This is a genomic window from Pauljensenia sp. UMB10120, assembly GCF_030212035.1.
GTDB classification, from domain to species: domain Bacteria; phylum Actinomycetota; class Actinomycetes; order Actinomycetales; family Actinomycetaceae; genus Pauljensenia; species Pauljensenia radingae_A.
The window spans coordinates 32,192-57,050 of sequence record NZ_JASODH010000009.1 but is presented as its reverse complement, the minus strand read 5'-3'; the positions used below and the strand labels follow the sequence as shown (position 1 = coordinate 57,050).

The following is a 24,859-nucleotide window of genomic DNA, read 5'->3' as shown; positions in this document are numbered from 1 at the left end:
GTGACATATTGTCGGGCGCCCGGCATCAATCGATACGTAGCTCCCCTGCTTTTCCGCTGACAGCGCACGCATCGCGCCCGTGTTCCGCTGGGGCATCTGAACGAGTAGGCTCAGGGCATGAGCGATGAAACTGACCGCCCGGATGACTCTGCCCCCGACCCGTTGGAAGAAATTTTGCGCCGCCTGCTTGGTGAAGATGCCGGCGAGGAGGCCGCACGCGCTATGCGCGAGCAGGGGTTTGACTCATCGAAGATGCCGTCTTTCATGAGTAATCCTGGCCAGCTGCAGGCGATGATGAGTCAGTTCAACGCGCTGATGAACACGACGTCAGGCCCAGTCAATTGGTCAGTTGCCTCCGATCTGGCACGTCAGAGTACTTTTGGTCAGTCACCCAGCGTGACGGCAACTGAAGCTGCGCAGGCACGTGAAGCGATGACGGTTGCCGACTTGTGGCTTGACCCGGTGACGTCTTTTACGCACCGCGGCGGCGACCGGCAGGCGTGGACGCGTGTCGACTGGATTGATCACACGCTCGACATGTGGAAACGCATGTGCGAACCGGTCGCGTCGAATGTGTCTCGCGCACTGGTCGAGGCCATGCAGGAACAGTTCGGTGATTCGCAGATGATGGCGCAGCTCCACATGCCCGGAATGCCCGAAGGTATTGGAGAACTGGCCGGGCGTACCAGTGAGATGATGCCGAAACTGGCGGCGATGGTCTTCGCCATGCAGATCGGTCAGGCACTGGGAGGCTTGGCCGGCGAAGCACTGAGTTCAACCGATGTGGGTATTCCATTGGCGGGCCTGGATCAGACCGCACTCGTCGTTGGCAATATTCACGAATTCACCAAGGATCTGGAAATGCCGCGTGAGGAAGTCCAGCAGTTCCTCGCCGTGCGCGAATGCGCTCACCAGCGTCTTTTCGCATCCGTTCCGTGGCTTGGTTCTGATCTTGTGCGCGCGGTGGAAAAGTACTCTGCTGAGATTGCGATCGACACGGACGCGATCGCTGACGCGGCTCGCAACATCGATCCGGCGGACCCGTCATCCTTTAGCACGTCGATGACTGATCAGATTTTTGCCACAGAGCCAACTGAGCGTCAGACCGAAGCACTCGAACGCCTGGAAACGCTGTTGGCTTTGGTCGAAGGCTGGGTGGAGGTGACCACTGCCCGCGCCGTCGCTCCGTATCTGCCTCATGCGGATCGCCTGCGTGAATTGATGCGTCGCCGGCGCGCAACGGGTGGTCCCGCCGAGCAGATGTTGGGGTCGCTGATCGGCCTGACCATGCGTCCGCGTCGCGCGCGCGGTGCAGCGAAGCTGTTCACTATCGTTGAGCAGGCTCAGGGCACCGAGGCGCGCGAAGCACTGTGGCACCATCCTGACATGATTCCGACCGCTCAGGATCTTGACGAGCCGACGGAGTTCCTGGATCGACGTGCCCGCGAGCGCGAGGAATCGGCTGACATTGATGAAGCGTTGAGCGCCATGTTGGATGGCACGCTCGGATGGGCGGAGGGTCTGAGCCCGAGTGACGATCCGGAGATGGATTCGTTGCGCGAAGCCGGTGTGATCCCCGACGATCAGCCTGATTCAGACGGCCAGGCGGATACCGGCGCATCCGACGAGGCCGACCGCCCCGACGCTGACCCGTCAGACACTGACACCTCTGACCCGACGGATCCTGACGGCTCCGACTCACGCGACTAGCCGCCGCCCCGCGGTTATCCACAGATCTCGCACTGCTGCTGACTTCAGGTATGCATGGGCGTCACAATCTGGACTGGCACTACCGGTGACCGTCCCGACCATGAGGACACCATGACATGCGAGGAGACAGTATGCGCATCATCCCAGGAACAGCGGTCCTTTGGCGCGACCCGACGACCGTTCAGATTGGTTCAGATCCATCCAAGTGTGTCGTGTTCACCCAGGTCACATCCGCGCAACGTGAATGGCTCGTGCAGGCCGCATCCTCCTCACCTGAGGACCCTCCTGTCCGCATGCTGCCGCACGTGCTTCCTCTTGTCTCCCGCTTGCGCGCGGCTCATCTCATTGACGAGGGGGAGGCATCCGCCATGGGTGAAGGGATCTGCATTGACGGACTGGATGCCCTGAGCGTGCGCCTCGTTGAACTGCTGATACGCAGCGGTTTTTCACGTTTTGAGTTTCGAGATCCGCGACCATCGATCGGGAGGTTCGCTGATCTGATGCCCGCCGACACGTTCGCAACGTGCCGCGCGTACGCTGCAGGCGAGATGATCCGAGCGCGTTTTCCACACGTGTTTGTCGGTTCCCTGTCGCGCAGTGATCTGACGGTGGTGTCTCGGCCCAGAAGTTTTGACCTGGCTGCGTGCGGGTTCTTACTGGCTGATGACCAGCAGCACCTGGTGATGACGCGCCATGAACGCTCCGTAGTCATCGGACCGTTGGTGATACCTGGGCACACCCCGTGCGCGCAGTGTGCGGCACTGGCTTTAGTTGATACTGATGCGTCGTGGCCGCTGCTGGCCACGCAGATGGAACAGTGGCCAGTTGGCCCCTTGCCACCGGCATGTGAGTGTCAGGCAGCGTTGTGTGCGGCCACGGCCGTCGCCCGAACGTTGGGGTACTCGGTACTTGGTGAGTCCGAAATGTGCGGGCCAGATGCCTTAACCGCGCATGTTGATTCCGACGGGCAGGTGAGGCTCAGTGCGATCGCACCACATGAGCGCTGCGGGTGCGGGGCTTACGGCACACCCTTTGAAGACGCCGTTCCATCCCGCGAGCCGGTCGCTATCCGCGCCTATTCGTGAATCTGCTCTGGAGCCGCGCCCGGCAAGATACGTGGTGAAGTGCCAGATCGTGTGGTCGCCCAGGATCCGCGCCCACTGTCGGTTTCTTGCTTATTTCGAGGCCCCGTCAGACTCCGCTTCGTCCAGACCGCGCAGAATAGCCAGAACCTGAGGGCCATAGGCATCAAGTTTGACAGGACCCACGCCTCGGATAACTCCAAGCTGACGCAGCGTCTTGGGACGAGCCGACGCAATGTCGCGCAGCGTGGAATCGACAAAGACGGTAAATGCTGGTTTCGACTGGGCGTGGGCCTGTTCAAGACGCCAGTGTTTAAGCGCTTCGAATGCTGCCACTGCCTGCGGCCCGAACTCGTGTTCAAAGGCTTCCATATCGTCAGCCTTGCGGCGTGGCTGAGATGATCGCGCACGTGAACGGGAGGCGCTGCGCGCAGATTCATCTTCCCTGGGCCAGATACCATCGAGCAACGATGTGCGTGACCTGTTCTTATGGCTGCGGCCAGTGCCACGGGAACGCGACCACGACACTTCGAGGCGATCACGCGCACGCGTCAAGCCGACATAGAGCAGGCGTCGTTCTTCTTCCCGTGCCTGCGCAGTAGCGGCCAGTGAGATCGGCAGCAACCCTTCGCTGGCACCGACCAGGAACACGTTGTCCCACTCCAGTCCTTTCGCTGCATGCAGCGTGGACAGCGTGACGCCATCGACTGTGGGGGCAGCTTGAGCAACAGAGCGTTCCCCCAGCTCATCGACGAATTTGGGCAACGTCAGGTGTGCGCGCTCTTCAGCCAGGCTGATCAGAGCATTGAGGTTGTCCCACCGTTCACGTTCAGCACCGGCATTTTGTGGAGCATCCGGGCTCCACCCCACCAGGGCGAGCTGTTCTTTGACCGTATCAACCAGTCCGGTGTCGCCACCTGCGTCCACAGAATCAGGGGCGTGCGCCCTGTCTGCGCCGTCATCCGCACCGTCGGTGGTGTCCCCATCCTCGTGACGGCGCAGCGCGGTTGCCTCGCGCCGAAGCACCAGCATTGCGCGCTTGATTTCCTCACGTTCGAAGAAGCGCTTGCCGCCCTGGACAACGAATGACAATCCGGCCTGCGACAAGGCCGTTTCAAGAACTTCTGACTGCGAGTTCGTGCGGTACAGGATCGCACACGAATGCAAGGAGGCATCACGGGACTTGACCAGCGCTGCGATGCGCTGCGCAACACCGGCAGCTTCCTCCATGTCGTCGCTATACGTCCGAAACGCCACTGCCGCACCGGATGGTCGCTGCGACACCAGGCGGACGGCGCCGGCCATCGCTCCTGTCGAGGGACGGGCCCCTGAGCCGTCACCCGAAGCACCACTTGCTGCGGTGCCTGCACTGAGTCGCGACCTGCCAGCCCGTTCCATCACTCGGTTCGCTATCGACACAATCTGAGGGGTTGAGCGGTAATCACGGGTCAGTTCCACTACGCGCGTCCCTGGATGGCGCTGCGCAAACCTGGCCAAATAGGATGCGTCTGCCCCGGCAAAGGAATAGATCGTCTGAGCGACATCACCGACCACGCACACGTCATGGCGCTCCCCCAGCCACAGGTCCAGGAGGCGCTGCTGCAGCGCGGACACGTCCTGGTACTCATCGACCACAAAATTGCGGTATTGAGAGCGGATATGCCGGGCAATATCCTCACGTGTTTCCATCAGGCCGCACATCAAAATCAGCACGTCCTCAAAGTCGATGACGGCGCGATCCATTTTCGCTTCCTCGTAAGCGTCAAACAGGCGAGCGAACTCTGAGTGCTCCAGGCCTGCCGGGGGGATACGTCCCTGTCTGCGCGCCACTGGCGCATAGCGTTCGGCATCTACGATGGAGACTTTTGACCATTCAATTTCTGCCGCCAGGTCACGAACCGTGGTCTTGTCCGCCCTGATCCCACAGCGCGCGGCAGCTGACGCAACCAGTGATGCCTTGTGTTCGATCAAGTCCGGGCGCCTACCGCCAAACCCTGTTTCCCAAAAATACGTCAGTTGGCGCAGCGCAGCGGAATGGAAAGTGCGCGCCTGGGCCGCAGCCACGCCCAGATCCCGCAGTCGCTGACGCATCTCGGCTGCAGCGCGCTGTGTGAAGGTTACGGCCAGGACGCTCACCGGATCGTACGCGCCGGTGGCCGCACCGTATGCGATGCGGTACGTGATTGCGCGAGTTTTCCCTGTTCCTGCCCCCGCGAGGACAGCCATCGGGCCGCGTACCTGTTGGGCAACGCGCCGCTGATCCTCATCGAGGGCGTCCAGAAGCTGCTCCGCTTCCATCATGCTGTCTGTCATAGAGGCATTGTCTCAGTGGGCACGTGCATCTGCGGACCGTGTGCCCTGCTGCAGATGCAGGTACGGGCCACCGAACCACTGTTCGATCAGCCCGTGTGCAATCGCCGTCGGCCCTGATGCGATGATCCGACCATCGCGCAGACACTGAGCGAACTCGTCGCGCGAATAGAACGCGGCATTCGTTATTTCGGAGCCATCGGGACGCACGTCCGGCTCACTGTCGTGCCCGCCCGTGACATGAGCGGTGAATCCCAGCATCAGCGAGCGCGGAAATGGCCACGGCTGCGCACCCTGATATCGAACCTGCCTCACATCCAGTCCGACTTCTTCACGCACTTCACGCGCCACTGCACGTTCGGGTGCCTCACCCGCTTCCATGAAGCCGGCGATCAACGAGTAGTACCCCGTCTTCCATCCTGAATTGTGTGCCAGGAGCAATCGCTCATCGTCGTCAACGATGGCGACGATCACTGCCGGATCCTGACGCGGGTATTCGATGTGATCGCACTGACTGCATGTGACGGTCCAGCCGCAGCCTGTGGGCCGCACCGCTGCGCCGCATCGGGCACAAAAGCTGGTGGCGGCGCGCCAGAACAGCAGGGCGCTTGCGGCGGTTGTCATGGCACTGTCATCGTCACTCAGCAGGTGCCCGACGCGGCGCACGCTGTGCCAACTCAGATCGCAAATGCCCTCTGATTGCCCACTCTCGCCGAGCGTTTCTTCAAGAGCATCTTCCTGTCCTGTGGGCAGTGCAATGGCGATGTAGGCAACCCCGTTGCCAGTGCGTCCGATCAGGGCAGCGTCGCCCTCGTCAATGGGGAAAGAGAAGAGGGACGCGCACGAGGCAGGCACGCTGAAGACGTGAAGTCCGTCACCTGATGGGATGAGTCCGACAGATCCTGTCGAATCGAGGAAGAAGAGACGAATATTGCTGACTTCCCCGTCGACAAGGCCGTGAAATGCGGCAGGACCGTCGTTCAGAATCTGCGAGATGGTGGTTTTTTCGCGCATCGTCGTCATCGCGTCGAGTGCGCCGCGCGCCAGTGGAAGATCGAGTTCCATAATGACCACAGTAACGGTTCGCACTACCGTGGTCACTATGACACTTGAAAATAATGAAGAAACTCGCGCCGACGGGCGCGCACTCGACCAGCTTCGTTCCGTTCGCATGACCCGCGGATGGTCCGGGACCGGTGAAGGCTCCGTACTGATCGAATCAGGCAACACCCGCGTCCTGTGCGTGGCATCCCTGACTGCCGGCGTCCCGCGCTGGCGGAAGGACTCCGGCCTGGGCTGGGTGACCGGCGAATACGCGATGCTGCCGCGCGCAACGTCGGACCGCAGTCAGCGTGAATCTGTCAAAGGCAAGATTTCGGGGCGCACTCAGGAGATTTCCCGGCTCATCGGTCGCTCACTGCGCGCAGTGGTGGATATGGCAGCCCTCGGTGAGAACACGATCGTGCTGGATTGCGACGTGCTGCGCGCCGACGGTGGCACCCGCACCGCATCTGTGACCGGCGCATGGGTTGCGCTGGCCGATGCTGTCAGGTGGGGAACTGAAAACGGCCTCATTCATCCACAGGCGTCCGCTCCCGTGCTGTCCGACTCAGTCAGCGCCATTTCAGTGGGAATCATCGACGGCGTTCCCATGCTGGACCTGCCGTACGAGGAAGACGTGCGCGCCCAGACTGACATGAACGTCGTGCAAACCGGTTCCGGTAAATTCGTCGAAGTTCAGGGCACCGCTGAGCACGCCCTCTTTGACCGGGAGGAGCTCGGGCAGCTGCTCGACCTGGCCACCGCCGGCAATGCGACGCTGCATAACCTGCAGCAGCGCGGACTGGAAGCCGAGGTCGGCACAACCGTCTCGTTGGAGGATTGAGATGAACGAGGGCGACGCGCTGGCCACACCAGTCCTGGCATTTGCCACGTCGAACGCGCATAAGGTCTCAGAGCTGCGCGCAATCCTGGATCCGTTCGTGCCGGGAGTTCACGACGGATACATCGTGACGCTGGCGCAGGCCGGCGCAGATGAACCTGTCGAAGACGGCATCACCTTTGAGGACAATGCGCTGATCAAGGCGCGTCACCTGTGTGAACTGACCGGCCTGCCCACTATCGCTGACGATTCAGGAATCACGGTGGACGTGCTGGGCGGGGCGCCCGGGATTTTCTCAGCGCGCTGGAGTGGACATCACGGTGATGACGCGGCGAATCTGGACTTGCTGCTCGCTCAGATTGCGGATGTGCCCGATCGGCATCGCGGTGCCGCATTCGTGTCAGCGGCAGTGCTCGTCACACCTGATGGGCAGACTTTTGTGGAACGCGGCGAGGTGCACGGCCACCTGCTGCGCGAACGCCACGGCAGCGGCGGATTCGGCTACGACCCGATTTTTGTTCCCGACGGCTTCGACTGCACAACCGCCCAGATGAGCCCCGAGGACAAGAATGCGATCAGTCACCGCGGCATTGCGTTTCGTGCGCTTGCCCCGCATGTGGCACGCGTACTGGCGTCCTAGTTTCTGAAGAAACTGGCCTCAGCCGCAGGCTCACTGCCCACAGCCGCAGGCTGGTCGCCTCAGATTTCGAACACGTCACCAGCGCGGGCGATCTGCGCCTCCCCCTGCCAGGTCTGGCGCAGTTCACTCATCACCGTGTCGACCGGGGTCCACGGCTGAATGTGAGTGAGCACCACTCGCCTGACACCGGCCTGCGTGGCGACCTCGCCCGCACGTACACCCGACATGTGGATGCCGCGCGTCGTGTCAGCCTCGGTGAATCCGGCTTCGCTGAGCAGCAGGTCGACACCGCGCGCACCCTCAATAATCGTGTCGCACTGGTCGGTGTCGCCGGTAAAGAACATGGTGGCGCCACCCTCGTCCTCAATGCGCACGCCGAAGGCTTCGACGGTATGTTGAGCGGTGCTGGGCGTGATGGTCAGGGGGCCCACGTTGAAGGGAACGCCCGGGCGCATCCGGTAGAACTCGAATTCATCGGTGTACGTCTCCGCCGGGTCACACCCGTCAATCTGGCGCACCCGTTCAGGCAGTTGTTCTGAACCTGCCAGCAGGAGTGTGCCGCAGCCTCGTCCCGGCCCCCACCTGCGGTGCACGTGCAGGGAAATCACGTCGCCCATGTGGTCGGCGTGGCAGTGCGAAAAGATCACTGCGTCCAGGTCTGCCGGGTCAATGACGCGCCAGAGCTGCCCGAAGGCACCCGGCCCCATCTCCAATGCAATATTCCACGTTCGCGTCGTGCCGTCCTCACGTGTTTCCTGCGTCTGCAGCAGGTAGCAGGACGCAGGTGAGTGCGGGCCGGACATTGAACCGGTGCATCCGATGATGGTCAGCGTCATTGACATGTCATCACTCTTTCCGTGGTGTGTCGGGTGCGGCATCCGGAGGCGTTCCGTCTCGCGCAAGCCGTGCATCGGCGGTAGATGCAGGACCGTGAATGTTATGAGCCGAGCGCACTTCCGGTCCCAGGAATCGGCGCGCGAGGTGTTCGAACGTCTCAGGAGCTCCCGTTGTCAGGAATTCGTGGGCAGGCTCGGTGAGCACCGACTGCTCTGTGCTGGCCTGTTCGGGGATGGGAGCGGTCATGTCGCGCTCCACCAGCAGTTTGTACGTGTCGTTGGCCGTTGCTTCCGACGAAGTGACGAGGGTGACGTCCTCACCCATCGTCTGGCTGATGATGCCAGTCAACAGCGGGTAGTGCGTACACCCCAGGATGACGGTGTCGACGTCGGCGTCGATCAGTGGTGCCAGGTAGTCGCGTGCGACGGCCTCGAGCTCCGGCCCGGTGGTGATGCCTGCTTCGACGAATTCCACGAAGCGGGGGCATGCGGCTGAAAAGACGGATACGTCCGGAACTGCTGCGAGCGCCTGGTTGTAAGCCTGGGATTGGATGGTTGCGGAGGTGCCGATGATGCCGATCCGGCGGTTGTGGGTGGCACGGATCGCTGAGCGCGCGGCCGGTGTGATCACTTCGATGACCGGGATTCCCTGCTGCGCCGTGTAGCGTTCACGGGCATCTGACAGCGCTGCTGCGGTCGCCGTATTGCAGGCGATGACCAGTGCTTTCACGCCGCGTTCGACCAGTTCATCCAGGCAGGTCAACGCGAGCTGGCGGACCTGTGCGATTGGGCGCGGACCGTACGGCGTGTGGGCTGTGTCTCCCAGATAGACGATGCGTTCGTGAGGGAGCTTGTCCATGACGGCGCGGGCGACCGTCAAGCCGCCTAAACCTGAGTCAAAGATCCCTATCGGAGCACTGTCCATGTTTGGAGACTAATGCGACCAGGCCTCCGCGCGCACCGCTGTCAGTAGTGAATCCTGCCACCACGTGACCATCATGTACATTCCGGCACTCATCGTTGCCTCGCTGCGCGGCTGCTCCAGGTCACATGCGTGCGCAAGCTCAGCGACTTTATTCTCCGCTTCACGTGAGTCAATACCCAGTTCACCCGCCAGAGCCAGTCGCACGTCATTGAGGGCAGCGAGCCAGTCCCACACTTCCTGGTGGGTGACCATTATCACCACCGTGTCTGTGCCGATTGCAGACGAGAGTTCGGTGTGGATCCGCCGCAGTCGCGCCGCTTTTTCCGCACGCAGGAAGTCTTCGGTCAGGGCTCGCAGATTCGCCGCCTCCGGTGGGTCGTCGCTCATGGGAGGGAGCAGGCTCCCCAGTGCCGGGTCGTGTGGCTCGTCGCGCGTGGTTTCCACTTCGGTGGCGGCGAGCACGAAGGTGGACAGTTCGCCCGGCTCGTCGAGGACGACCAGTATTTCTTCAATGAGCTGGCGCAACAGGTGCAGGAACTGCGTCGACACGTTGCAGACGTATCCGGCTTCCTGCAGTGCGAACGCAGTGATCATGTGAGTTGCTCCAGCGTGGCGTGCAGGCCGTATCCGTGCATGGCCAGCACATCAGCTTCCATGCGTTCTCTGATTCCAGTTGACACGACGGCCCGGCCGAATGTGTGGATCTGCGCAGTCAGTTCGTCGGCAGCGTGACGCGAGTATCCGAAGTGTCGAATCAGCACTTCTACCACGTAGTCGTTCAGGTTCACCACGTCATCCCACACCACGGTTTGCCACTGTGCCAATGGGCATGACGAGGCATCCTCGCGCGGCTGATCAGGAACCGCACGGTCGTGAAACGACGTTGTCATAGACCTCCCGCTCATGCTCCTAAGCGTATGGCCCCGCAGGTTTAGCCGTGCCGTTTTGACGCAGTGCATTTTCGCGCGCGCCGCTTCTGGCCATTTACACTCATTTCATGGCGCTCCCACTGGCCTTTTGAGTGGCAAGCAGATTGCCGGCGAGTGGGTCTTTCCGGTCAAAAGAGAGTAGATTGAGGGTATGCCTGCTTCACCTTCAACTGCTCTGTTAACAGACATGTATGAGCTGACCATGCTGGACGCTGCGATGAAGCGCGGAACCGCGTCCCGCAAAGTGGTCTTCGAACTGTTCGGTCGTCGCCTGCCAGCAACCCGCCGTTTCGGTGTCGTTGCGGGCACCGGCCGCATCCTCGAGGCGCTGGAGCGTTTCGAATTCACCGACCAGCAAATCGACTGGCTCCACGATCAGAAAATCGTGTCCGACGACGCGCTGGATTATCTCAAGGACTTCCGTTTCGGCGGCACGATCGACGGCTACCAGGAAGGCGAATGCTATTTCGCCGGCTCGCCACTGCTGACCGTGGAAGGCACCTTCGCAGAATGTGTGCTGCTTGAAACGCTGCTGTTGTCGGTCCTCAACCATGACTGTGCGATCGCATCTGCGGCATCCCGCATGACGATCGCCGCGCATGGCCGCCCCTGCCTGGATATGGGTGCGCGCCGCACCCATGAACGCGCCGCCGTTTCAGCTGCCCGCTCCGCAGTGATCGGCGGGTTTGCCGGCACCTCGGATCTGGAAGCAGGTATCCGCTACGGCATTCCGACTATCGGCACGTCCGCTCACGCGTTCACGCTGCTCCATGACAGCGAGCGCGAAGCTTTCGACGCGCAGATCGATCTGCTTGGCGCCTCGACCACGCTGCTGGTTGACACCTATGACATTCCGCAAGGGGTCGTCAACGCTGTTGAGGCTGCCCGCGCAGTGGGTCAGGAGCTCGGGTGCGTGCGCATCGATTCCGGTGACCTGGTGGCGCAGGCGTTCACGGTGCGCGGCCAGCTTGATTCACTGGGCGCCACATCCACGAAGATCACCGTCACGTCCGACCTCGACGAGTATGCGATAGCCGCCCTGGGCGCGGCACCCGTGGACTCCTACGGCGTGGGCACTCGCCTGGTGACCGGGTCCAAGGTTCCGACCGCGGCGCTGGTGTACAAGATGGTGGCTCGTGAAGATTCGGACGGCGTCATGCAGCCCGTTGCCAAGAAATCGCAGTCCAAGAGCACGGTCGGTGGCCGCAAGTACGCCGGCCGCCTCTACGACGAGGAAGGCTACGCCTACGAGGAACTCCTGGTCACGGCTTCGACACGGAAGGCTGCCGAAGAAGAGCTGACGAAGCAGAAGGCGCGCCCTCTGCAGATCCCGCTGGTTGTCGACGGTGAGATTCGCAGTGAACTGTGGAGCATCGATGCGCTTAAGCAGGCACGCGACCATCACTTGAAATCACGCAACGAGCTGCCTTACCAGGCGTGGCGACTGTCTGAAGGTGAAGCTGCAGTCTCCACGCGCTACGTGGAGCTGGACTGATCTCAGTTGTCGCCGGCGGCGGTGGACGTCACCCGTGCGCCCTCTGATGGCGTAGCAGCAGCGACACCGTCGTCACCGGACACGAGCTTGAGGCCGATGACGCACGCGATGATTCCGCACAGTAACAGGATGCGGACCACGCGCACAGGTTCTGCACCGCTGAGCATTGCCCACAGCGCAGTCGTGCCCGCACCAATCCCGACCCACACCGCGTAGCCGGTGCTCACGGGGATTTCTTTGAGCGCCCACCCCAGGCCGCCCATCGAGATCGCTGCTCCGAGGATAAACACGATGATGGGCACCACCTTGGTGAACCCTTCAGACTTGGACAGCGCGGTCGCCCACACTGCCTCAAAAACGCCGGAGAGAACAAGAACGAGCCAATGCATGATGCAGCCCCTTTCAATTGGGGCCGTCCCCACGTGATCACCGCATCCGGGTCGTCCCAAAGCGCTGGGCACCTTTATGCGCGCCCTACGAACCAGCCTCTCAAAAGAGCGATACGTGCGTCAATCTGCGCGGTGGTTGCCCGCGCCACCTCTGGTCCGCCGCAACGCTGACGCAGTTGTGAATGGATGAGCGCATGTGAATCGCCTGAGCGCCGCGACCACTGGCCGACCAGACGTGACAGTTCCTTGCGTTTCGCGGCGCGTGCCCGGTGATCCGAGATCCCTGCATTTGCGTCGCGCAGGTTCTTCGCATCGCTCTGACGGCGCTGAGTCTTGATCTGCTCCGCCTGCCTGGCTTTGAGCAGCGTCGTCACCTGGTCGGCATCGAGCAGACCGGGAATCCCCAGATATTCCTGCTCCTCGATCGATCCGACCTCAGCGCCTGATCCCCACGACGATCCTTCGAACAAGACTGCGTCGAACTCGGCATCCCCGCCGAGTGCTTCGAACGTTCCGATCAGTTCCGAACTCGCATTTTCCACCTTGTTGGCCTGTGCCATCAGCAGGTCTTCCGCACTGGTGTCCATCACGGTCGGGTCATCAGGGCCGTGATGCGGTTTGTCGAGGGCGTGGTCGCGTTCCACTTCCATCTGCCCTGCCAGATCCAGCAGCGGCACTACGGAAGGGATAAAGACGGTGGATGTTTCGCCTCGTCGTCTGGCTCGAACAAAACGGCCGACAGCCTGCGCGAAGAACAGCGAGGTCGAGGTGTTTGTGGCGTACACGCCAACTGACAGTCGCGGCACGTCTACCCCTTCAGACACCATGCGCACAGCAACCATCCATCGGTCAGTGGATTCGCGGAAGTGATCGATACGATCGGAGGCGTCCGCATCATCGGAGAGCACGACAGTGGCCGGCTTTCCTGTGATGGCGCGCAGGCGCTGCGCGTAGGCGCGTGCCGCCGACTGGTCGGAGGCGATCACCAGTCCGCCAGCGTCGGGAATTGCGCGCCGCACCTGTGACAGGCGCTGATCGGCTGCCTGCAGGACAGCGGAGATCCACTCCCCTTTCGGATCCAAGGCGGTGCGCCATGCCTGCTTCATGATGTCCTTGGTGGAATGCTCCCCCAGTCGGGCGTGGTACTCATCGCCGGCGCTGGTGCGCCATGCCATGTCACCGGAATAGGACATGAACAGGACCGGTCGCACGACACCGTCATGCAGCGCATCTCCGTACCCGTAGGTGAAGTCGGCCTGTGAGCGGCGGATACCGTCACTCCCCTCGACGTATCGCACAAACGGGATGGGAGAGGAGTCCGAGCGGAAGGGGGTGCCGGTCAGGGACAGGCGCCTGGTTGCTTCCCCGAATGCGACCCCGATGCCGTCACCCCATGTCAGCGCGTCGCCGGCGTGGTGGATTTCATCCAAGATCACCAGCGTGCGAAATGCACGGGTACGTGAGGAGTGGACGTGCGGGTTTGCAGCGACCTGAGCGTAGGTCACCGCCACGCCGTCGAAATGCGAGCCTGCACGTCCCTGGGAGTTTGAGAAAGCAGGATCAATGTGGATACCGACGCGCGCCGCCGCGTCGGCCCACTGGGTTTTCAGGTGTTCGGTCGGGCAGACCACGGTGATTTTCGAGACGACACCTGCGCCCATCAGTTCGACCGCTACGCGCAGCGCGAATGTCGTTTTTCCGGCTCCGGGTGTGGCGACAGCAAGGAAGTCCCGAGGTTGGGCGTTCAGGTACTGCTCGAGTGCGGCTGCCTGCCAGGCACGCAGACTTCCAGCGGTGCCCCACGCGGCGCGAGCCGGGAAAGCAGGTGGAAGTTGGGCCGCCGCGGAAACCGATGGTGAAGCGGAGGAATGTCCCTGGTCTTTCACTTGCCGGAACCGCCCCGCCCTCCGTTTGAAAATGGCCAGTTTCCGCCGTTCTTGCCCATTTGATCGCGCAGCTTCCTGCAGGTCGGGCACACCGGGTACTGTGAGGCCTCACGCGAGGGGATCCACACTTTCCCGCACAGTGCCACCACCGGCTGTCCGGTAATCAGCGAGGAGGATACGCGGTCCTTTCGCACAAAGTGTGCGAACCGATCGCCATCACCGGGGTCTTTTTCCTTCTCTTTGACCTCGGTGCGTTCCAACAGGCCGGTGCTGGTCGACGGACCTGCACCACCGCCGGCAGGACTGCCAGGATCTGCCGGGCTTACGGGTTCGCCTGGGTCTGTCACTGTTTCGGCCACTGCTTCGACGTCACACATACCTTCATTGTAAGTGGGACGGCTCAGGCCCTCGACCTGATTCGGGCCGAGAGCCTGAGTGTGAAAAGTCTCGCCGCCGCGATCATGGTACGGCAGCTGTGAAGCAGGTCAGTGGCGCGATGCCCATTCCGCTTCGTACAGTTCCACCATCTCCAACTGAGAGGCTGCCGCTTCGTCCAGCAGCACAGTCACTGCGGGGTGGAACTGGATAATGGTGGCAGGCCAGCGCGCTGACACGCCGCCTTCGATCAGTTCCTTCACAGCCTCGGCCTTGTTTTCACCTGTGGCGATCATAAGCAGCTGACGGGCCTCCATAATCGTTCCCAGTCCCTGCGTGATGCAGTGGGTGGGCACCTGCTCCAGGTCGCCGTCGAAGAAACGTGCGTTGTCCTGACGGGTCTGGCGTGACAGTGCGCCCGAGTGAGTGCGTGATGAGAGGGATCCGCCGGGCTCGTTGAATCCGATGTGTCCGTCTGATCCGATTCCCAGGATCTGCAGGTCAACGCCTCCTGCTTCGCGGATCCGCGCATCGTATGCTGCAGCGGCTTCATCCAGGGTGTTGCCGTCGCGTTCGTCAGGTACATTGAGGCCGCCTTTGGGCAGGTCGATGTGGTCGACGATGTTCTCGCACAGGAAACGCCAGTAGGACTGCGGGTGTTCGCGCGGAACTCCGACGTACTCATCGAGCTGGAAGAACTGTCCCTTGGCGAATGAAAGTGTGCCCGTCTGGTGACGCGCGACGAGTTCGCGGTACAGCGGCACGGGTGATGATCCTGTCGCAGTGCCCAGCACTGCGGTGGGCTTGTCTGCGTACAGTTTTTCGATCAGGTCTGCACCCAGGGATCCGATTTCTTCCTCGCTCGAGGCGACGTGGATCAGCATTCCAACTCCTTCGTAGTTGTGTGTCATTGACGAGGGCGACGCAACGCCCTGACAAATGGGTCACCCCTCATTGTAGAATTTCACCCACGTCCCGGCCTGTGCCAATGGGCCCGGGACCGTGACGTGGTTCGAATGTCACAGGTGGAGGAATTCACGCAGCTGCTCGCACGTGGCTTCGGCTTCTTCCCTGGTCGGCATCTCGCAGAAGATACGCAGCAGCGGCTCGGTGCCGGAGAAGCGAGCGATGATCCACCCCTGGTCGAAGTAGACCTTGCAGCCGTCCTTGTAGGACACTGACTCAACTGGCCTGGTGAATTCAGGCAGTTTCTTGTCTTCCATCAGTGTCTTGAGGATTTCGAGCTTGCGTTCGGGTGCGAATGCAAAGTCGGTTTCCGCCATGTAGTGCGGCGGGAACTGTCCGGTGATTTCGTGGTAGATCTGGCTCATGGGCTTGCCGATCACGGCGATCATCTCGACCAGCAGTGCGGCCGCATAGATGCCGTCCTTGCCGTGGATGTGTCCACGCACGGTGATGCCGCCGGAGGATTCACCACCCAGGATCGCATCTGTTTCCAGCATCTTCGAGGACACCCATTTGAATCCGACGGGCACCTCGTAGCAGGTCTCACCGAACTTTGCGGCCACTTCGTCCAGCAGTGAGGTTGTGGCGACGTTACGCACCACCGGACCTTTCCATTCCTTGTATTTGAGCAGGTAGTAGTACAGCAGGACGAGCAGCTGGTTCGGGTGCAGGAATTCACCCTGGTCATCGATTACGCCGATACGGTCGGCGTCGCCGTCGGTAGCCAGTCCCAGCGCGCAGTTGTTGTCCAGCACGTACTGTGTCAGAGCGTCCAGCGTGGCTTTCGTCGGCGCCGGCATGCGTCCGCCGAACAGTGTGTCGTGGCGGTCATGGATCGTGTCCACTTCGCAGCGCGCGGTCATCAGAATCGTCTGCAGCGAGGTGCGCGAGACGCCATACATAGGGTCGAGGGCGATATGCAGGTTCGCTTCACGGATCGCCTGCATATCGATCTGTTCGCAAATCGAGTCGATATATCCATTGAAGGGGTTAATTTCAGTGATGGCGCCACTGTCCAGCCCAGCCTGGTAGGTGACCGAGGGGATCTGTTCTTCCCCTGCGCCTTCAATGGCTTCCATGCGGCGTTCGATGTCAGCGGTGACATCTTCGTTGGCATCCTTGCCGCCCTCGGTAAAGACCTTGATGCCGTTGTAGATGGCGGGGTTGTGGGAGGCGGTGATCGCCATGCCGTAGGGCAGTCCCAAGTTCTTGACCGTCCACATGATCATGGGTGTGGGGGCCTGCGTGATGCGGATGACTTGGCAGGTGATTCCTTCACCGGCAAAGACTTCGGCCGCCCACGAAGCTGCCAGATCCGACAGGAATCGCCTGTCGTAGCCGATGACCAGGCCTTTTTCTGCGTTGTTTTCGTCTTTAATGCGGCTTGCCAGCGCTGCACACAGGAGGCGAACGTTTTGGCGTGTGAACTCGTCGCCGATAATCGCGCGCCAGCCACCTGTACCGAAATGAATTCGTGACATCATGTCCTCTTGAATTGAACGGACAGACACTGCAGGGACGCCCTCGTCAATTCGATGGCCGCCCCGCGGTCGTTCCATCATTGTCAGTGAGTGACACATTTTACCCTCCTCGTCTTGACACTTCAATAAATCTTGCCCACCTTCGTTTTTCCACGCATCATTGCCGAGGCAGTCCTGCGCTACCTTCTGCGATCCCACTACACTGGAACCGGCACTTTGCTGGAAGGTTTGATCACGCCTCGACGTCCACAGGAGGATGACATGGCACAGGCACATCACAAAGCGGTTATTTTGGCGCGCGGCCTCGGTTCGCGCATGCGCAAGGATTCTGGGGACACGCAGCTGTCGGCTGAGCAAAAGCGCGCAGCTGATTCCGGTGTCAAAGCCATGATTTCGGTGGGGCGCCCTTTCCTCGACCACGTCATGAGCGCCCTGGCCGACGCCGGTTTCACTGATATTTGCCTGGTGATCGGCCCTGAGCACGACATAATTCGCGACTACTACGATTCGGTGGACAAACAGCGCATCACCGTCAGCTACGCGATCCAGGACAAACCGCTCGGCACGGCGAACGCGGTGCTCTCTGCTGAGGATTTCGCGGCCGGTGAGCCGATCCTGGTGCTCAACTCGGATAACTTCTATCCCGTTGATGCTCTGCTCCAGCTCGCACAGGTCGACGGGTCGGGTCTTGCCGGTTTCACGCGCGAGGCGATGGTGGAGCGTTCGAACATTGCGGCTGACCGTATTGCGGCTTTCGCGCTGGCCACGGCCGATGCGGACGGCAACCTCGATGAGCTGGTGGAAAAGCCCGATGCCGCCACGATTGAGCGCCTGGGTGAAGGTGCGTTGATTTCGATGAACTGCTGGAAGTGCTCGCCGGCAATCTTCGAGGCAGCCCGCACGATCAAGCCGTCTGCTCGCGGTGAGTATGAGATCACCGATGCTGTACGTCAAGCCATTGCCGATGGTGATTCTTACGCGGTGATCCGCTGTGATGAGGGCGTACTGGATATGTCGAATCGCGGCGATATCGCTTCGGTGGCGGCAGCACTGGAGAATCACGAGGTCCGCCTGTGACTTCCTGGTTTGTTCCCGGCCGACTGGAAGTGTTCGGCAAGCACACGGATTACGCCGGTGGCCATTCCATCGTCGCGGCAGTCGATCGCGGCATTCGCGTCACGTTGGACGAGGGGGACTCGCCAGACGGTGGCATTTCAGCTCAGACGACCGCACTGCCGGATCGCGTTGAGGTTGGTGCAGGTGCGGCGAGCACTCTTCCTGCCGGCCACTGGGGTCACTACGTTCAGGCGGTGGTGGATCGCCTGACACTCAATTTCGGCCAGCTCAAACCTGCGCACCTGAGCTTTGATTCCGATTTGCCGTTGGCCTCCGGAATGAGTTCGTCGTCTGCGCTGGTCGTGGCGTCGGCGCTGGCTTTGATTGATCACAACGATCTGCGTGAGCGTGAAGAGTGGAAGGCGAACATTCACTCGCGCGCCGATGAGGCCGGATACTACTCGTGCTGCGAGAACGGTTTATCGTTCGGGTCGTTGGAGGGTGTGCGTGGCGTGGGCACTTTCGGTGGCTCGCAGGATCACACCGCCATGATGTGTTGCCACGACGGTCGGCTCACTGAGTTTTCGTTTTGCCCGATCCAGGAGCACCGTTCGGTGACACTCGACGACACGTGGACGTTCGTCGTGGCGGTCAGCGGTGTCCTGGCGGAAAAGACGGGCAGTGCGCGCGATTCGTACAACGCACTGTCGGCTCGGATTGCGGCAATTGTGACGCAGTGGAACAAGGCGACCAGGCGCGCAGATGCCAGCCTGGCTGATGCGTTGGCGTCCTCCGGAGATGCGGTGGAGCAGATGCGCCGCATACTTGCTGACGAGCCGGACCTGCTCACGCGACTGGATGCGTTCATCCGTGAATCGACCGTTTTGGTGCCGCAGGCACTCGATGCGCTGGATGTTGGCGATATCGATGCGTTTGGTGCTGCCGCTGATGCGTCGCATCGCAATGCGGATGAGAATCTGGGCAATCAGGTTCCTCAGACGAATGATCTGCAGCGCCGTGCTCGCGAACTGGGTGCGCCGGCTGCGTCGGCGTTCGGTGCCGGCTTTGGCGGGTCGGTGTGGGCGCTCGTGGAGCGCAGTTCGGCTGATGAGTTTGCGAGCGCCTGGATTGAGGGGTATCGCCGTGCGTTTCCTGATGCCGGGGGCCGCGCGTCGGCTCTGCCGGTTCGGCCCGGAGTGCCTGCCCGCCGGGTGGATGGCCTCAACGACGCTTCTTTCTGACGACTGGCAGACGAGTGTGGGGCAAGTATCGCGTGCGATACCTGCCCCACATCGTATGAAGTGGCAACAGTGTTGCCGATCATGCCACCGTCAACGTGGCATCATCTTCACTTGTTCGAAACAGCCTTCTTCAGGGTCGAACCGGCCGAGATCTTCACGCCGTAGCCAGCGGGGATCTGGATTTCTTCACCCGTGCGGGGGTTGCGGCCGGTGCGGGCAGCGCGCTCAACGCGCTCCACTGACATGAGGCCGGTGACCTTGACCGGCTCACCCTTGGACAGTGAGTCGATCAGAACGTCCTGGAATGCTGACAGTGCGGCATCGGCTTGGACCTTGGTGAGGTTGGCGCGCTCAGCAATGGCGGCAACCAGTTCGGTACGGTTGACAGACATGTATATATCTCCTCTTGCAGTTCATTGGGGGTCACTGGACATGACCACTGAGAAAACCCTAAACAGTCCAACGGCCTTTTGTCAGGTTCAACACCACTTTTTGGCGATTTTCGTGGCGAATCTCAGTTTTTTGCGCCGCTTTTGGCTTTTAAACGGCGCAGCGGAGGCGTTTTGGCACCCTCAAGCACTCGTCCGGGCACCCTCGTCACTCGGCGTAAACCTGCAGAGGGTGCCCCGGCAGCGCGCTTTAGAGGCCTTCCGCCAGTCGGTAATAGACCTGATTCCAGCGCACGTGATCGGCGAAGCAACGTGCCGTCGTGTCCTCGTCGATGACAAGCAACTCCATTTGAGCCATAACAGCGAACATCTGCCACGTCTCGACGTCAATCTGCGTGGACATCGCCGTGTGGTGCGCTCCGCCGGCAGTGAGCCATGCTTCAACCGAAGTGTACAGGTCAGGCTTCGGCTTCCACATTGCCCGGGCAACCGGCAACTTCGGCATGTCATGCGGCGGCTCGATGACGTCAACAGCATTGGCAGTGAGGCGGAAGCGGTCACGCATATCGGCCAGTGACACCACGACTCCTGGCCGCGCATCAGCATTGAACACGAGGCGCACAGGGTCTTCACGATCCCCGATGCTGAGTGGGTGTATTTCGAGGCGCGGGCGCGACTGAGTCAACGACGGGCACACTTCCAGCATGTGCGCACCCAGGATCATTTCTTCGCCTTGGACAAGGTTATAGGTGTAGTCCTCCATCAAGGAGGCACCGCCCGGCAGACCTTCACCCATCACTTTGGCGATGCGCACAAGAACAGCTGTTTTCCAGTCGCCCTCGGCACCGAACCCATAGCCGTCTGTTGTCAGGCGTTGCACGGCCAGGCCGGGCAGCTGCCGAAGGGCTCCAAGGTCTTCGAAGTTCGTGGTAAATGCGCTGGCTCCGCGCGCTTCAAGGAATGAGCGCATCGCAATTTCCTGACGGGCGGCATACCGCAATGAGTCGTGGCGTTCACCGTCTTTCTTCAGTTCAGGTGCGATGTCATACAGTTCGTCGTACTCGTCAAGGAGGGTGTCGATGTCAGCGTCACTGACCGCTTCCACTGCTTCGACAAGATCGTTGACTCCCCACGTGTTCACGGATACTCCCAGTCGGCGCTCAGCCTCGGTCTTATCCCCTTCGGTCACCGCGACGTTGCGCATGTTGTCACCGAAGCGCACGACGCGCAGCTCGTGAGCGGCAACCCACCCTGCTGCGGCACGGATCCAGCGTGAGACTTTTCGAGCGACGTTCGGGTTGGATGCGTGGCCCACGACGGTGGTGCGTGCGACGCCCAGGCGCGCCAGGATGTAGCCGTATTCACGGTCTCCGTGAGCTGCCTGGTTGAGGTTCATGAAGTCCATGTCGATGCTGTCCCATGGGATCTCCACGTCGGCCTGGGTGGCCAGATGCAGCATTGGCTTCGTGAGGACTTCGAGGCCGCGAATCCACATTTTTGCCGGTGAGAACGTGTGCATCCACGTGATGACACCGAGCACTGAGTCATCACCGGAGGCGTCCAGCATGGCGCGACGAATCGAGTCGGAATCCTTGAGCACCGGCTTCCACACAATTGGTGCAGGCATCAGCCCGGATTCGTTCAGCAGCGTCACGACCTGTTGCGACTGGTCGGCTACCTGCTTGAGGGTGTCTTCTCCATAAAGGTCCTGGCTTCCGGTGAAGAACCAGACTTCGCGTGAGTCATAGAAACTCGTCATGAGTATTGTTCCTTAGTTTCATGATGTTGTGGTCAGTGCCTGCGCGTGTGGCTGGCCGACCTTGCTACTTGCTGTGTTGCCCATACACGTTTTGATAGCGCGCGTAGAGACTGTCGATTTTGTCCTGAGGGATTGCGATCGGCTCGCCCAGCTGTCTGGCAATGTGGACGGTTCGCGCCACTTCTTCAACCATCGCTGCGGCTTTGACTGCGGCCCGCCCATCTTTGCCGATCGTAAAGGGCCCGTGGTTCTGCATCAGCACTGCCGGGCTGCGAGAATCCTTCAAGGTATCCACAATTCCGCGCCCGATGGAGTCATCTCCGATCAATGCGAACGGGCCAACAGGAACGGGGCCGCCGAATTCGTCGCCCATCATGGTCAGCACGCACGGTATTTCTTCGCCGCGCGCTGCCCACGCGGTCGCGTAGGTGGAATGGGTATGCACGACGCCGCCCACTTCAGGCATGTGCCGGTAGACATAGGCGTGCGCCGCCGTGTCTGAGGAGGGTGAGCCCTCCCCCAGAATCAGGTTTCCTTCCAGGTCACACACCACCATCGCGTCAGCGTCCAGCTCGTCATAGGACACTCCCGACGGCTTGATGACGAGCAGGTCCTGGGAGCCATCTTCGGCTTCTCCTCTGATTCGCTGCGACACGTTCCCTGCCGTCCATACGATCAGCCCCCATTTGGGCAGTTCCGCATGAAGTTCAGCGACGAGGGCACGCGTCCTGGCTACACGGCTGGTCAGTTCAGCGCTCCACGTGTCCGGGTTTCGCACGTCCATTGAGTCCTCCACATCAGCATTCGTCTCGGTCGTAGTGTGAGCGCCGAGGGCGACTCGCCCACCTGATCATGCGTTGATCAGACATCGGCTTCGATGTCCTCCCCAGCACGCCACCACGCCGTTTCTGCTTTGTTTGATCCGGTGAGGTTAACGTTAACACACTGTGTCCAGGGATGGAACCTTTTTCACGCAATCAATTTTCCAGATGCCACGCGACGAAGTGCGCCTCGTTCCCCTCGTCAATGCGCAGAAAGAGGCGGGGCGGCGGTGGAGGCGCGCACGACCAACTCAGGAGTGAGCAGCGTGGGCGCATCTGGGGCCCGGCCTTCCAACGCGTGCATCATGACGGTGACGACCGCCTCTCCCAGCCCGCGAAAATCCTGACGCACCGTGGTCAGCGGTGGCATGAAGTAGCGTGCGCCCGGCTCATCATCGAACCCGACCACCGACACGTCGCCCGGCACCGTTATGCCCGCACTGGTGAACGCGTTGATCAGGCCCAGCGCAAGCGGGTCATTTGCCGCAAAAACAGCGGTGGGTAAGGTGCCGTTCGCGATCGCTGTGCCAACCTCGAATCCGACAGAGGCTTCCCACCCTCGCGTGGAATAGACACAGGGCGTTAGCCCGTGGCGAGCCATCACGTCACGATAAGCCTTTTCGCGCCCCTGGGCTTCGAACCAGTCGGACGGGCCTGCCAGGTGGGTGATCGCCGTGTGCCCGTGGCTGACCAGATGCTCAACCGCCAGGCGTGCCCCCTCATACTGGTCAACCGCAACCGGTACGACGCCCAGGGATTCTGCTGTGCTGGCCGACGTCACTGCCACCACGGGGACAGACACGCGGATCGTTCCCAGATCCTCCGCAATGTCTTCGATGGGAGCCAAAATAACGATGCCTTCAACTGCCAGGCCGAGCATGTGGTCGATCGCGTCGCCCAGCGTGTCAGGTGTACACGAATCAATCGGCGCCACGGCGAGGAAATAGCCGGCCCGGCTGGCGGCGAGCTCAATGGACACCAGCATGGACGTCGGGCCGTAGTGCGTTGATGTGGTGGTGATCAGGCCGAGGGTTCCGGAGCGGCGTGTCACGAGTGCGCGAGCCACAGAATTGCGGCGGTATCCCAACTGTTCAATGGCATCGAGAACCCGCTGACGTGTATCTGGTGCGACTTTTCCACTGGCATTGAGGACTCGGGAGACGGTCTGATGCGACACCCCTGCCGCTGCCGCCACATCCATCATCGAGGGAGGTCGAGCAGAGTGATGCGCTATCACAACCACAGTCCTTTCTGTGAACAGATGACGCGACGCAATGTGCATGAAATCAGGAACGCGCGAGGCACAATACCGGATGGTGCACGGTGCAGGTCGAGCGTTCCCGTATCAGTAGTGTCTCACGAAATGGCGCAGATGTGAGCGTTCATATCGCTATTTGACTTCGAAATTACGCGCATGGGAGAATCTGCCTCTTTTCTCTTGCGCACGAGGCCTGGTAATGAGAAAGTAAACGTGTACCAATTCACATAACAAAGGAGGTTCGCTATGTCAGATCTGGAGAACACTTTCGACAAGGCTGCCGGTAAGGTCAAGGAAACTGCTGGAGATGTCAGCGGCGACAAGGATCTCGAGGCTGAAGGCAAGGTTCAGAACGCCGAAGGCAAGGCCAAGGACGTTCTGGAAAACGCCTCCGAAAAGATCAAGGGAGCTGCCGAGGATGCCGCTGCTGGCGCTCGCGCTCTGGCCGATCGCGCAAAGGACGCACTTAGCGGCGACAAGGGCGAGTGAGTTCACTTCTCACTTTCCCAATAAGGTCGCGCCGGGTGGCCCATTGAGGTTCGACCGGGCGTGTGCCTGCTGAAAGTGTCGTGGGGCCTGCAGTCAGTAGACTGCGGGCCCCACGTTTATCAGGTCACGTGCCTGTCCGGAAGCACTGCCGCTGCCGGCGCAAGCCGCGCGAGCATCACCTCGCCCCTCGCGAGCGTTATTTTGCGGCAACGGTCTCCAGTTCAGGATCCGGCTGGTGCGTGATGCGGTTACGCAGATCGCGGCGCACGATTTCAATGGACCACATCCACACGATGTGCCCGAAGAACTCTGAGAAGTGCTCAGCGAAGGGCTGCTCCCACGGGGCGGGCACAATGCCGATGGCGGGCATCAAAATGACATGGAAAACGACGTACACGACGATGCCGAATGCTGCGCCCTGCCACAGAGTGACCTGCTTGCAGACCTCAGCGAGCAGGCAGTACAGCAGTGCGAAGAAGATCGCGAACGAGAAGTGAATGATGAAGGAGTAGATCGGAAGCTCGTTGCCGTTATAGATCACCGACGTGTGGGACATGTCGGGTGACATTCCGAGCATTTCGAGTGTGGATTGCGGAGGATTGGTTGCATTGCGTTCGGGTGTGCGCGGTGGGAACGGAACTTCCCAGCCGAATTTCACGATGGCGGAAAAGAGGCCGGCAATCAGTCCGACGAGCGCCGCAACCTTGTAGTTACGCTGCTCTGGTTTTGTGGTCAACATGTACCCTCACATTTAGGCTGTTTCCAGGCGCGAAGGTTCACTGCGATCCGGTGACCACTATGCAGCGAATGCTCAGTCGCCTCCAGCCTCGCTGCGAATCTTGCGGGGCACGTGATGTCACGTGCTCAGCGATTATTATTCACCCTCACCAGCCACAATGACAAAATCTGCCCGCGCTCGGTTCAGCTTGTGCCGTGTGCT

General features: G+C 61.0%; 24 protein-coding genes. 8 read left to right on the top strand and 16 right to left on the bottom strand.

Annotation, left to right across the window (positions count from 1 at the left end; genetic code table 11):
• The first annotated feature begins 117 nt into the window (after positions 1-117).
• A complete protein-coding gene (locus QP093_RS08895; protein ID WP_285016149.1) occupies positions 118-1,710 on the top strand; it encodes a zinc-dependent metalloprotease in 1,593 nt (530 codons plus the stop codon).
• Positions 1,711-1,841: 131 nt separating this feature from the next.
• Positions 1,842-2,795: a hypothetical protein gene (locus tag QP093_RS08890; protein ID WP_285016147.1), complete on the top strand. Its 954-nt coding sequence runs from the start codon at positions 1,842-1,844 to the stop codon at positions 2,793-2,795.
• Positions 2,796-2,885: 90 nt separating this feature from the next.
• On the opposite strand, the gene QP093_RS08885 is transcribed toward QP093_RS08890, so the two are convergent.
• Complete coding sequence (locus tag QP093_RS08885) at positions 2,886-5,105, bottom strand: ATP-dependent DNA helicase UvrD2 (protein ID WP_285016145.1); 2,220 nt, start codon at positions 5,103-5,105, stop codon at positions 2,886-2,888.
• Positions 5,106-5,117: 12 nt separating this feature from the next.
• Positions 5,118-6,167 (bottom strand): NAD(+) diphosphatase, encoded by a 1,050-nt coding sequence (gene nudC, locus QP093_RS08880; RefSeq protein ID WP_285016143.1) that lies wholly within the window; start codon positions 6,165-6,167, stop codon positions 5,118-5,120.
• Between the two features lie 37 nt (positions 6,168-6,204).
• On the opposite strand from nudC, the gene rph reads away from it, so the two are divergent.
• Both rph and rdgB read left to right on the top strand, forming a co-directional pair.
• Entirely contained in the window at positions 6,205-6,987 is a 783-nt protein-coding gene (gene rph / locus QP093_RS08875) for a ribonuclease PH (protein ID WP_285016141.1), read from the top strand.
• Position 6,988: 1 nt separating this feature from the next.
• Positions 6,989-7,624: an RdgB/HAM1 family non-canonical purine NTP pyrophosphatase gene (rdgB, locus tag QP093_RS08870; RefSeq protein ID WP_070725657.1), complete on the top strand. Its 636-nt coding sequence runs from the start codon at positions 6,989-6,991 to the stop codon at positions 7,622-7,624.
• Positions 7,625-7,683: 59 nt separating this feature from the next.
• Here rdgB and QP093_RS08865 read toward each other — a convergent pair whose 3' ends face one another.
• From QP093_RS08865 to clpS, 4 genes are read right to left on the bottom strand one after another with little or no spacing between them, the layout of a single operon-like run.
• A complete protein-coding gene (locus tag QP093_RS08865; RefSeq protein WP_058236230.1) occupies positions 7,684-8,460 on the bottom strand; it encodes an MBL fold metallo-hydrolase in 777 nt (258 codons plus the stop codon).
• Positions 8,461-8,470: 10 nt separating this feature from the next.
• Complete coding sequence (murI, locus tag QP093_RS08860; RefSeq protein WP_070725660.1) at positions 8,471-9,385, bottom strand: glutamate racemase; 915 nt, start codon at positions 9,383-9,385, stop codon at positions 8,471-8,473.
• Between the two features lie 9 nt (positions 9,386-9,394).
• On the bottom strand, positions 9,395-9,979 hold the full coding sequence (locus tag QP093_RS08855) for a DUF2017 family protein (RefSeq protein WP_285016139.1): 585 nt from the start codon (positions 9,977-9,979) through the stop codon (positions 9,395-9,397).
• On the bottom strand, positions 9,976-10,290 hold the full coding sequence (gene clpS, locus QP093_RS08850) for an ATP-dependent Clp protease adapter ClpS (protein ID WP_227469160.1): 315 nt from the start codon (positions 10,288-10,290) through the stop codon (positions 9,976-9,978). The genes QP093_RS08855 and clpS overlap by 4 nt, the downstream gene beginning before the upstream one ends.
• A gap of 175 nt (positions 10,291-10,465) precedes the next feature.
• Here clpS and QP093_RS08845 point away from each other — a divergent pair, with 175 nt between their 5' ends.
• On the top strand, positions 10,466-11,809 hold the full coding sequence (locus QP093_RS08845; protein ID WP_285016137.1) for a nicotinate phosphoribosyltransferase: 1,344 nt from the start codon (positions 10,466-10,468) through the stop codon (positions 11,807-11,809).
• Positions 11,810-11,811: 2 nt separating this feature from the next.
• On the opposite strand, the gene QP093_RS08840 is transcribed toward QP093_RS08845, so the two are convergent.
• From QP093_RS08840 to QP093_RS08820, 5 genes are all read right to left on the bottom strand, one after another.
• Entirely contained in the window at positions 11,812-12,198 is a 387-nt protein-coding gene (locus QP093_RS08840) for a DMT family transporter (protein WP_285016136.1), read from the bottom strand.
• A 74-nt stretch (positions 12,199-12,272) separates the two neighbouring features.
• A complete protein-coding gene (locus QP093_RS08835) occupies positions 12,273-14,084 on the bottom strand; it encodes a DEAD/DEAH box helicase (protein WP_285016135.1) in 1,812 nt (603 codons plus the stop codon).
• Entirely contained in the window at positions 14,081-14,461 is a 381-nt protein-coding gene (locus QP093_RS08830; RefSeq protein ID WP_082628455.1) for a DUF3039 domain-containing protein, read from the bottom strand. The genes QP093_RS08835 and QP093_RS08830 overlap by 4 nt, the downstream gene beginning before the upstream one ends.
• 108 nt (positions 14,462-14,569) lie before the next feature.
• Positions 14,570-15,343: a glucosamine-6-phosphate deaminase gene (nagB, locus tag QP093_RS08825; protein WP_058236061.1), complete on the bottom strand. Its 774-nt coding sequence runs from the start codon at positions 15,341-15,343 to the stop codon at positions 14,570-14,572.
• Between the two features lie 135 nt (positions 15,344-15,478).
• Positions 15,479-16,906: a phosphoglucomutase/phosphomannomutase family protein gene (locus QP093_RS08820; RefSeq protein ID WP_285016134.1), complete on the bottom strand. Its 1,428-nt coding sequence runs from the start codon at positions 16,904-16,906 to the stop codon at positions 15,479-15,481.
• Between the two features lie 261 nt (positions 16,907-17,167).
• Here QP093_RS08820 and QP093_RS08815 point away from each other — a divergent pair, with 261 nt between their 5' ends.
• Together QP093_RS08815 and QP093_RS08810 are read left to right on the top strand one after the other, a co-directional pair.
• Entirely contained in the window at positions 17,168-17,983 is an 816-nt protein-coding gene (locus QP093_RS08815; protein WP_285016133.1) for a nucleotidyltransferase family protein, read from the top strand.
• Positions 17,980-19,203: a GHMP family kinase ATP-binding protein gene (locus QP093_RS08810; RefSeq protein ID WP_285016132.1), complete on the top strand. Its 1,224-nt coding sequence runs from the start codon at positions 17,980-17,982 to the stop codon at positions 19,201-19,203. Before QP093_RS08815 ends, QP093_RS08810 begins: the two co-directional genes overlap by 4 nt.
• Positions 19,204-19,310: 107 nt before the next feature.
• On the opposite strand, the gene QP093_RS08805 is transcribed toward QP093_RS08810, so the two are convergent.
• From QP093_RS08805 to QP093_RS08790, 4 genes are all read right to left on the bottom strand, one after another.
• Positions 19,311-19,595 (bottom strand): HU family DNA-binding protein, encoded by a 285-nt coding sequence (locus tag QP093_RS08805; RefSeq protein ID WP_070725665.1) that lies wholly within the window; start codon positions 19,593-19,595, stop codon positions 19,311-19,313.
• A 247-nt stretch (positions 19,596-19,842) separates the two neighbouring features.
• Positions 19,843-21,351, bottom strand: a complete 1,509-nt coding sequence (gene araA / locus QP093_RS08800; protein WP_285016131.1) for an L-arabinose isomerase — start codon at positions 21,349-21,351, stop codon at positions 19,843-19,845.
• A 64-nt stretch (positions 21,352-21,415) separates the two neighbouring features.
• The gene (locus QP093_RS08795; protein WP_070725670.1) at positions 21,416-22,135 is read right to left on the bottom strand and encodes an L-ribulose-5-phosphate 4-epimerase; all 720 of its coding nucleotides are present in this window, start codon (positions 22,133-22,135) and stop codon (positions 21,416-21,418) included.
• A 239-nt stretch (positions 22,136-22,374) separates the two neighbouring features.
• A complete protein-coding gene (locus QP093_RS08790; RefSeq protein WP_227469163.1) occupies positions 22,375-23,409 on the bottom strand; it encodes a LacI family DNA-binding transcriptional regulator in 1,035 nt (344 codons plus the stop codon).
• Positions 23,410-23,676: 267 nt separating this feature from the next.
• Here QP093_RS08790 and QP093_RS08785 point away from each other — a divergent pair, with 267 nt between their 5' ends.
• The gene (locus QP093_RS08785; RefSeq protein ID WP_058236068.1) at positions 23,677-23,919 is read left to right on the top strand and encodes a CsbD family protein; all 243 of its coding nucleotides are present in this window, start codon (positions 23,677-23,679) and stop codon (positions 23,917-23,919) included.
• Positions 23,920-24,115: 196 nt separating this feature from the next.
• On the opposite strand, the gene QP093_RS08780 is transcribed toward QP093_RS08785, so the two are convergent.
• Entirely contained in the window at positions 24,116-24,658 is a 543-nt protein-coding gene (locus tag QP093_RS08780) for a YagU family protein (RefSeq protein ID WP_070725672.1), read from the bottom strand.
• Positions 24,659-24,859: the final 201 nt, after the last annotated feature.

Excerpts from the sequence above, each read along its gene's own strand:
- QP093_RS08895 (WP_285016149.1), top strand. The coding sequence starts at position 118 with ATGAGCGATGAAACTGACCGCCCGGATGACTCTGCCCCCGACCCGTTG.
- QP093_RS08890 (WP_285016147.1), top strand. The coding sequence starts at position 1,842 with ATGCGCATCATCCCAGGAACAGCGGTCCTTTGGCGCGACCCGACGACC.
- QP093_RS08885 (WP_285016145.1), bottom strand. The coding sequence starts at position 5,105 with ATGACAGACAGCATGATGGAAGCGGAGCAGCTTCTGGACGCCCTCGAT.
- nudC (WP_285016143.1), bottom strand. The coding sequence starts at position 6,167 with ATGGAACTCGATCTTCCACTGGCGCGCGGCGCACTCGACGCGATGACG.
- rph (WP_285016141.1), top strand. The coding sequence starts at position 6,205 with ATGACACTTGAAAATAATGAAGAAACTCGCGCCGACGGGCGCGCACTC.
- rdgB (WP_070725657.1), top strand. The coding sequence starts at position 6,989 with ATGAACGAGGGCGACGCGCTGGCCACACCAGTCCTGGCATTTGCCACG.
- QP093_RS08865 (WP_058236230.1), bottom strand. The coding sequence starts at position 8,460 with ATGACGCTGACCATCATCGGATGCACCGGTTCAATGTCCGGCCCGCAC.
- murI (WP_070725660.1), bottom strand. The coding sequence starts at position 9,385 with ATGGACAGTGCTCCGATAGGGATCTTTGACTCAGGTTTAGGCGGCTTG.
- QP093_RS08855 (WP_285016139.1), bottom strand. The coding sequence starts at position 9,979 with ATGATCACTGCGTTCGCACTGCAGGAAGCCGGATACGTCTGCAACGTG.
- clpS (WP_227469160.1), bottom strand. The coding sequence starts at position 10,290 with ATGAGCGGGAGGTCTATGACAACGTCGTTTCACGACCGTGCGGTTCCT.
- QP093_RS08845 (WP_285016137.1), top strand. The coding sequence starts at position 10,466 with ATGCCTGCTTCACCTTCAACTGCTCTGTTAACAGACATGTATGAGCTG.
- QP093_RS08840 (WP_285016136.1), bottom strand. The coding sequence starts at position 12,198 with ATGCATTGGCTCGTTCTTGTTCTCTCCGGCGTTTTTGAGGCAGTGTGG.
- QP093_RS08830 (WP_082628455.1), bottom strand. The coding sequence starts at position 14,461 with ATGTGTGACGTCGAAGCAGTGGCCGAAACAGTGACAGACCCAGGCGAA.
- nagB (WP_058236061.1), bottom strand. The coding sequence starts at position 15,343 with ATGCTGATCCACGTCGCCTCGAGCGAGGAAGAAATCGGATCCCTGGGT.
- QP093_RS08820 (WP_285016134.1), bottom strand. The coding sequence starts at position 16,906 with ATGTCACGAATTCATTTCGGTACAGGTGGCTGGCGCGCGATTATCGGC.
- QP093_RS08815 (WP_285016133.1), top strand. The coding sequence starts at position 17,168 with ATGGCACAGGCACATCACAAAGCGGTTATTTTGGCGCGCGGCCTCGGT.
- QP093_RS08805 (WP_070725665.1), bottom strand. The coding sequence starts at position 19,595 with ATGTCTGTCAACCGTACCGAACTGGTTGCCGCCATTGCTGAGCGCGCC.
- araA (WP_285016131.1), bottom strand. The coding sequence starts at position 21,351 with ATGACGAGTTTCTATGACTCACGCGAAGTCTGGTTCTTCACCGGAAGC.
- QP093_RS08795 (WP_070725670.1), bottom strand. The coding sequence starts at position 22,135 with ATGGACGTGCGAAACCCGGACACGTGGAGCGCTGAACTGACCAGCCGT.
- QP093_RS08785 (WP_058236068.1), top strand. The coding sequence starts at position 23,677 with ATGTCAGATCTGGAGAACACTTTCGACAAGGCTGCCGGTAAGGTCAAG.
- QP093_RS08780 (WP_070725672.1), bottom strand. The coding sequence starts at position 24,658 with ATGTTGACCACAAAACCAGAGCAGCGTAACTACAAGGTTGCGGCGCTC.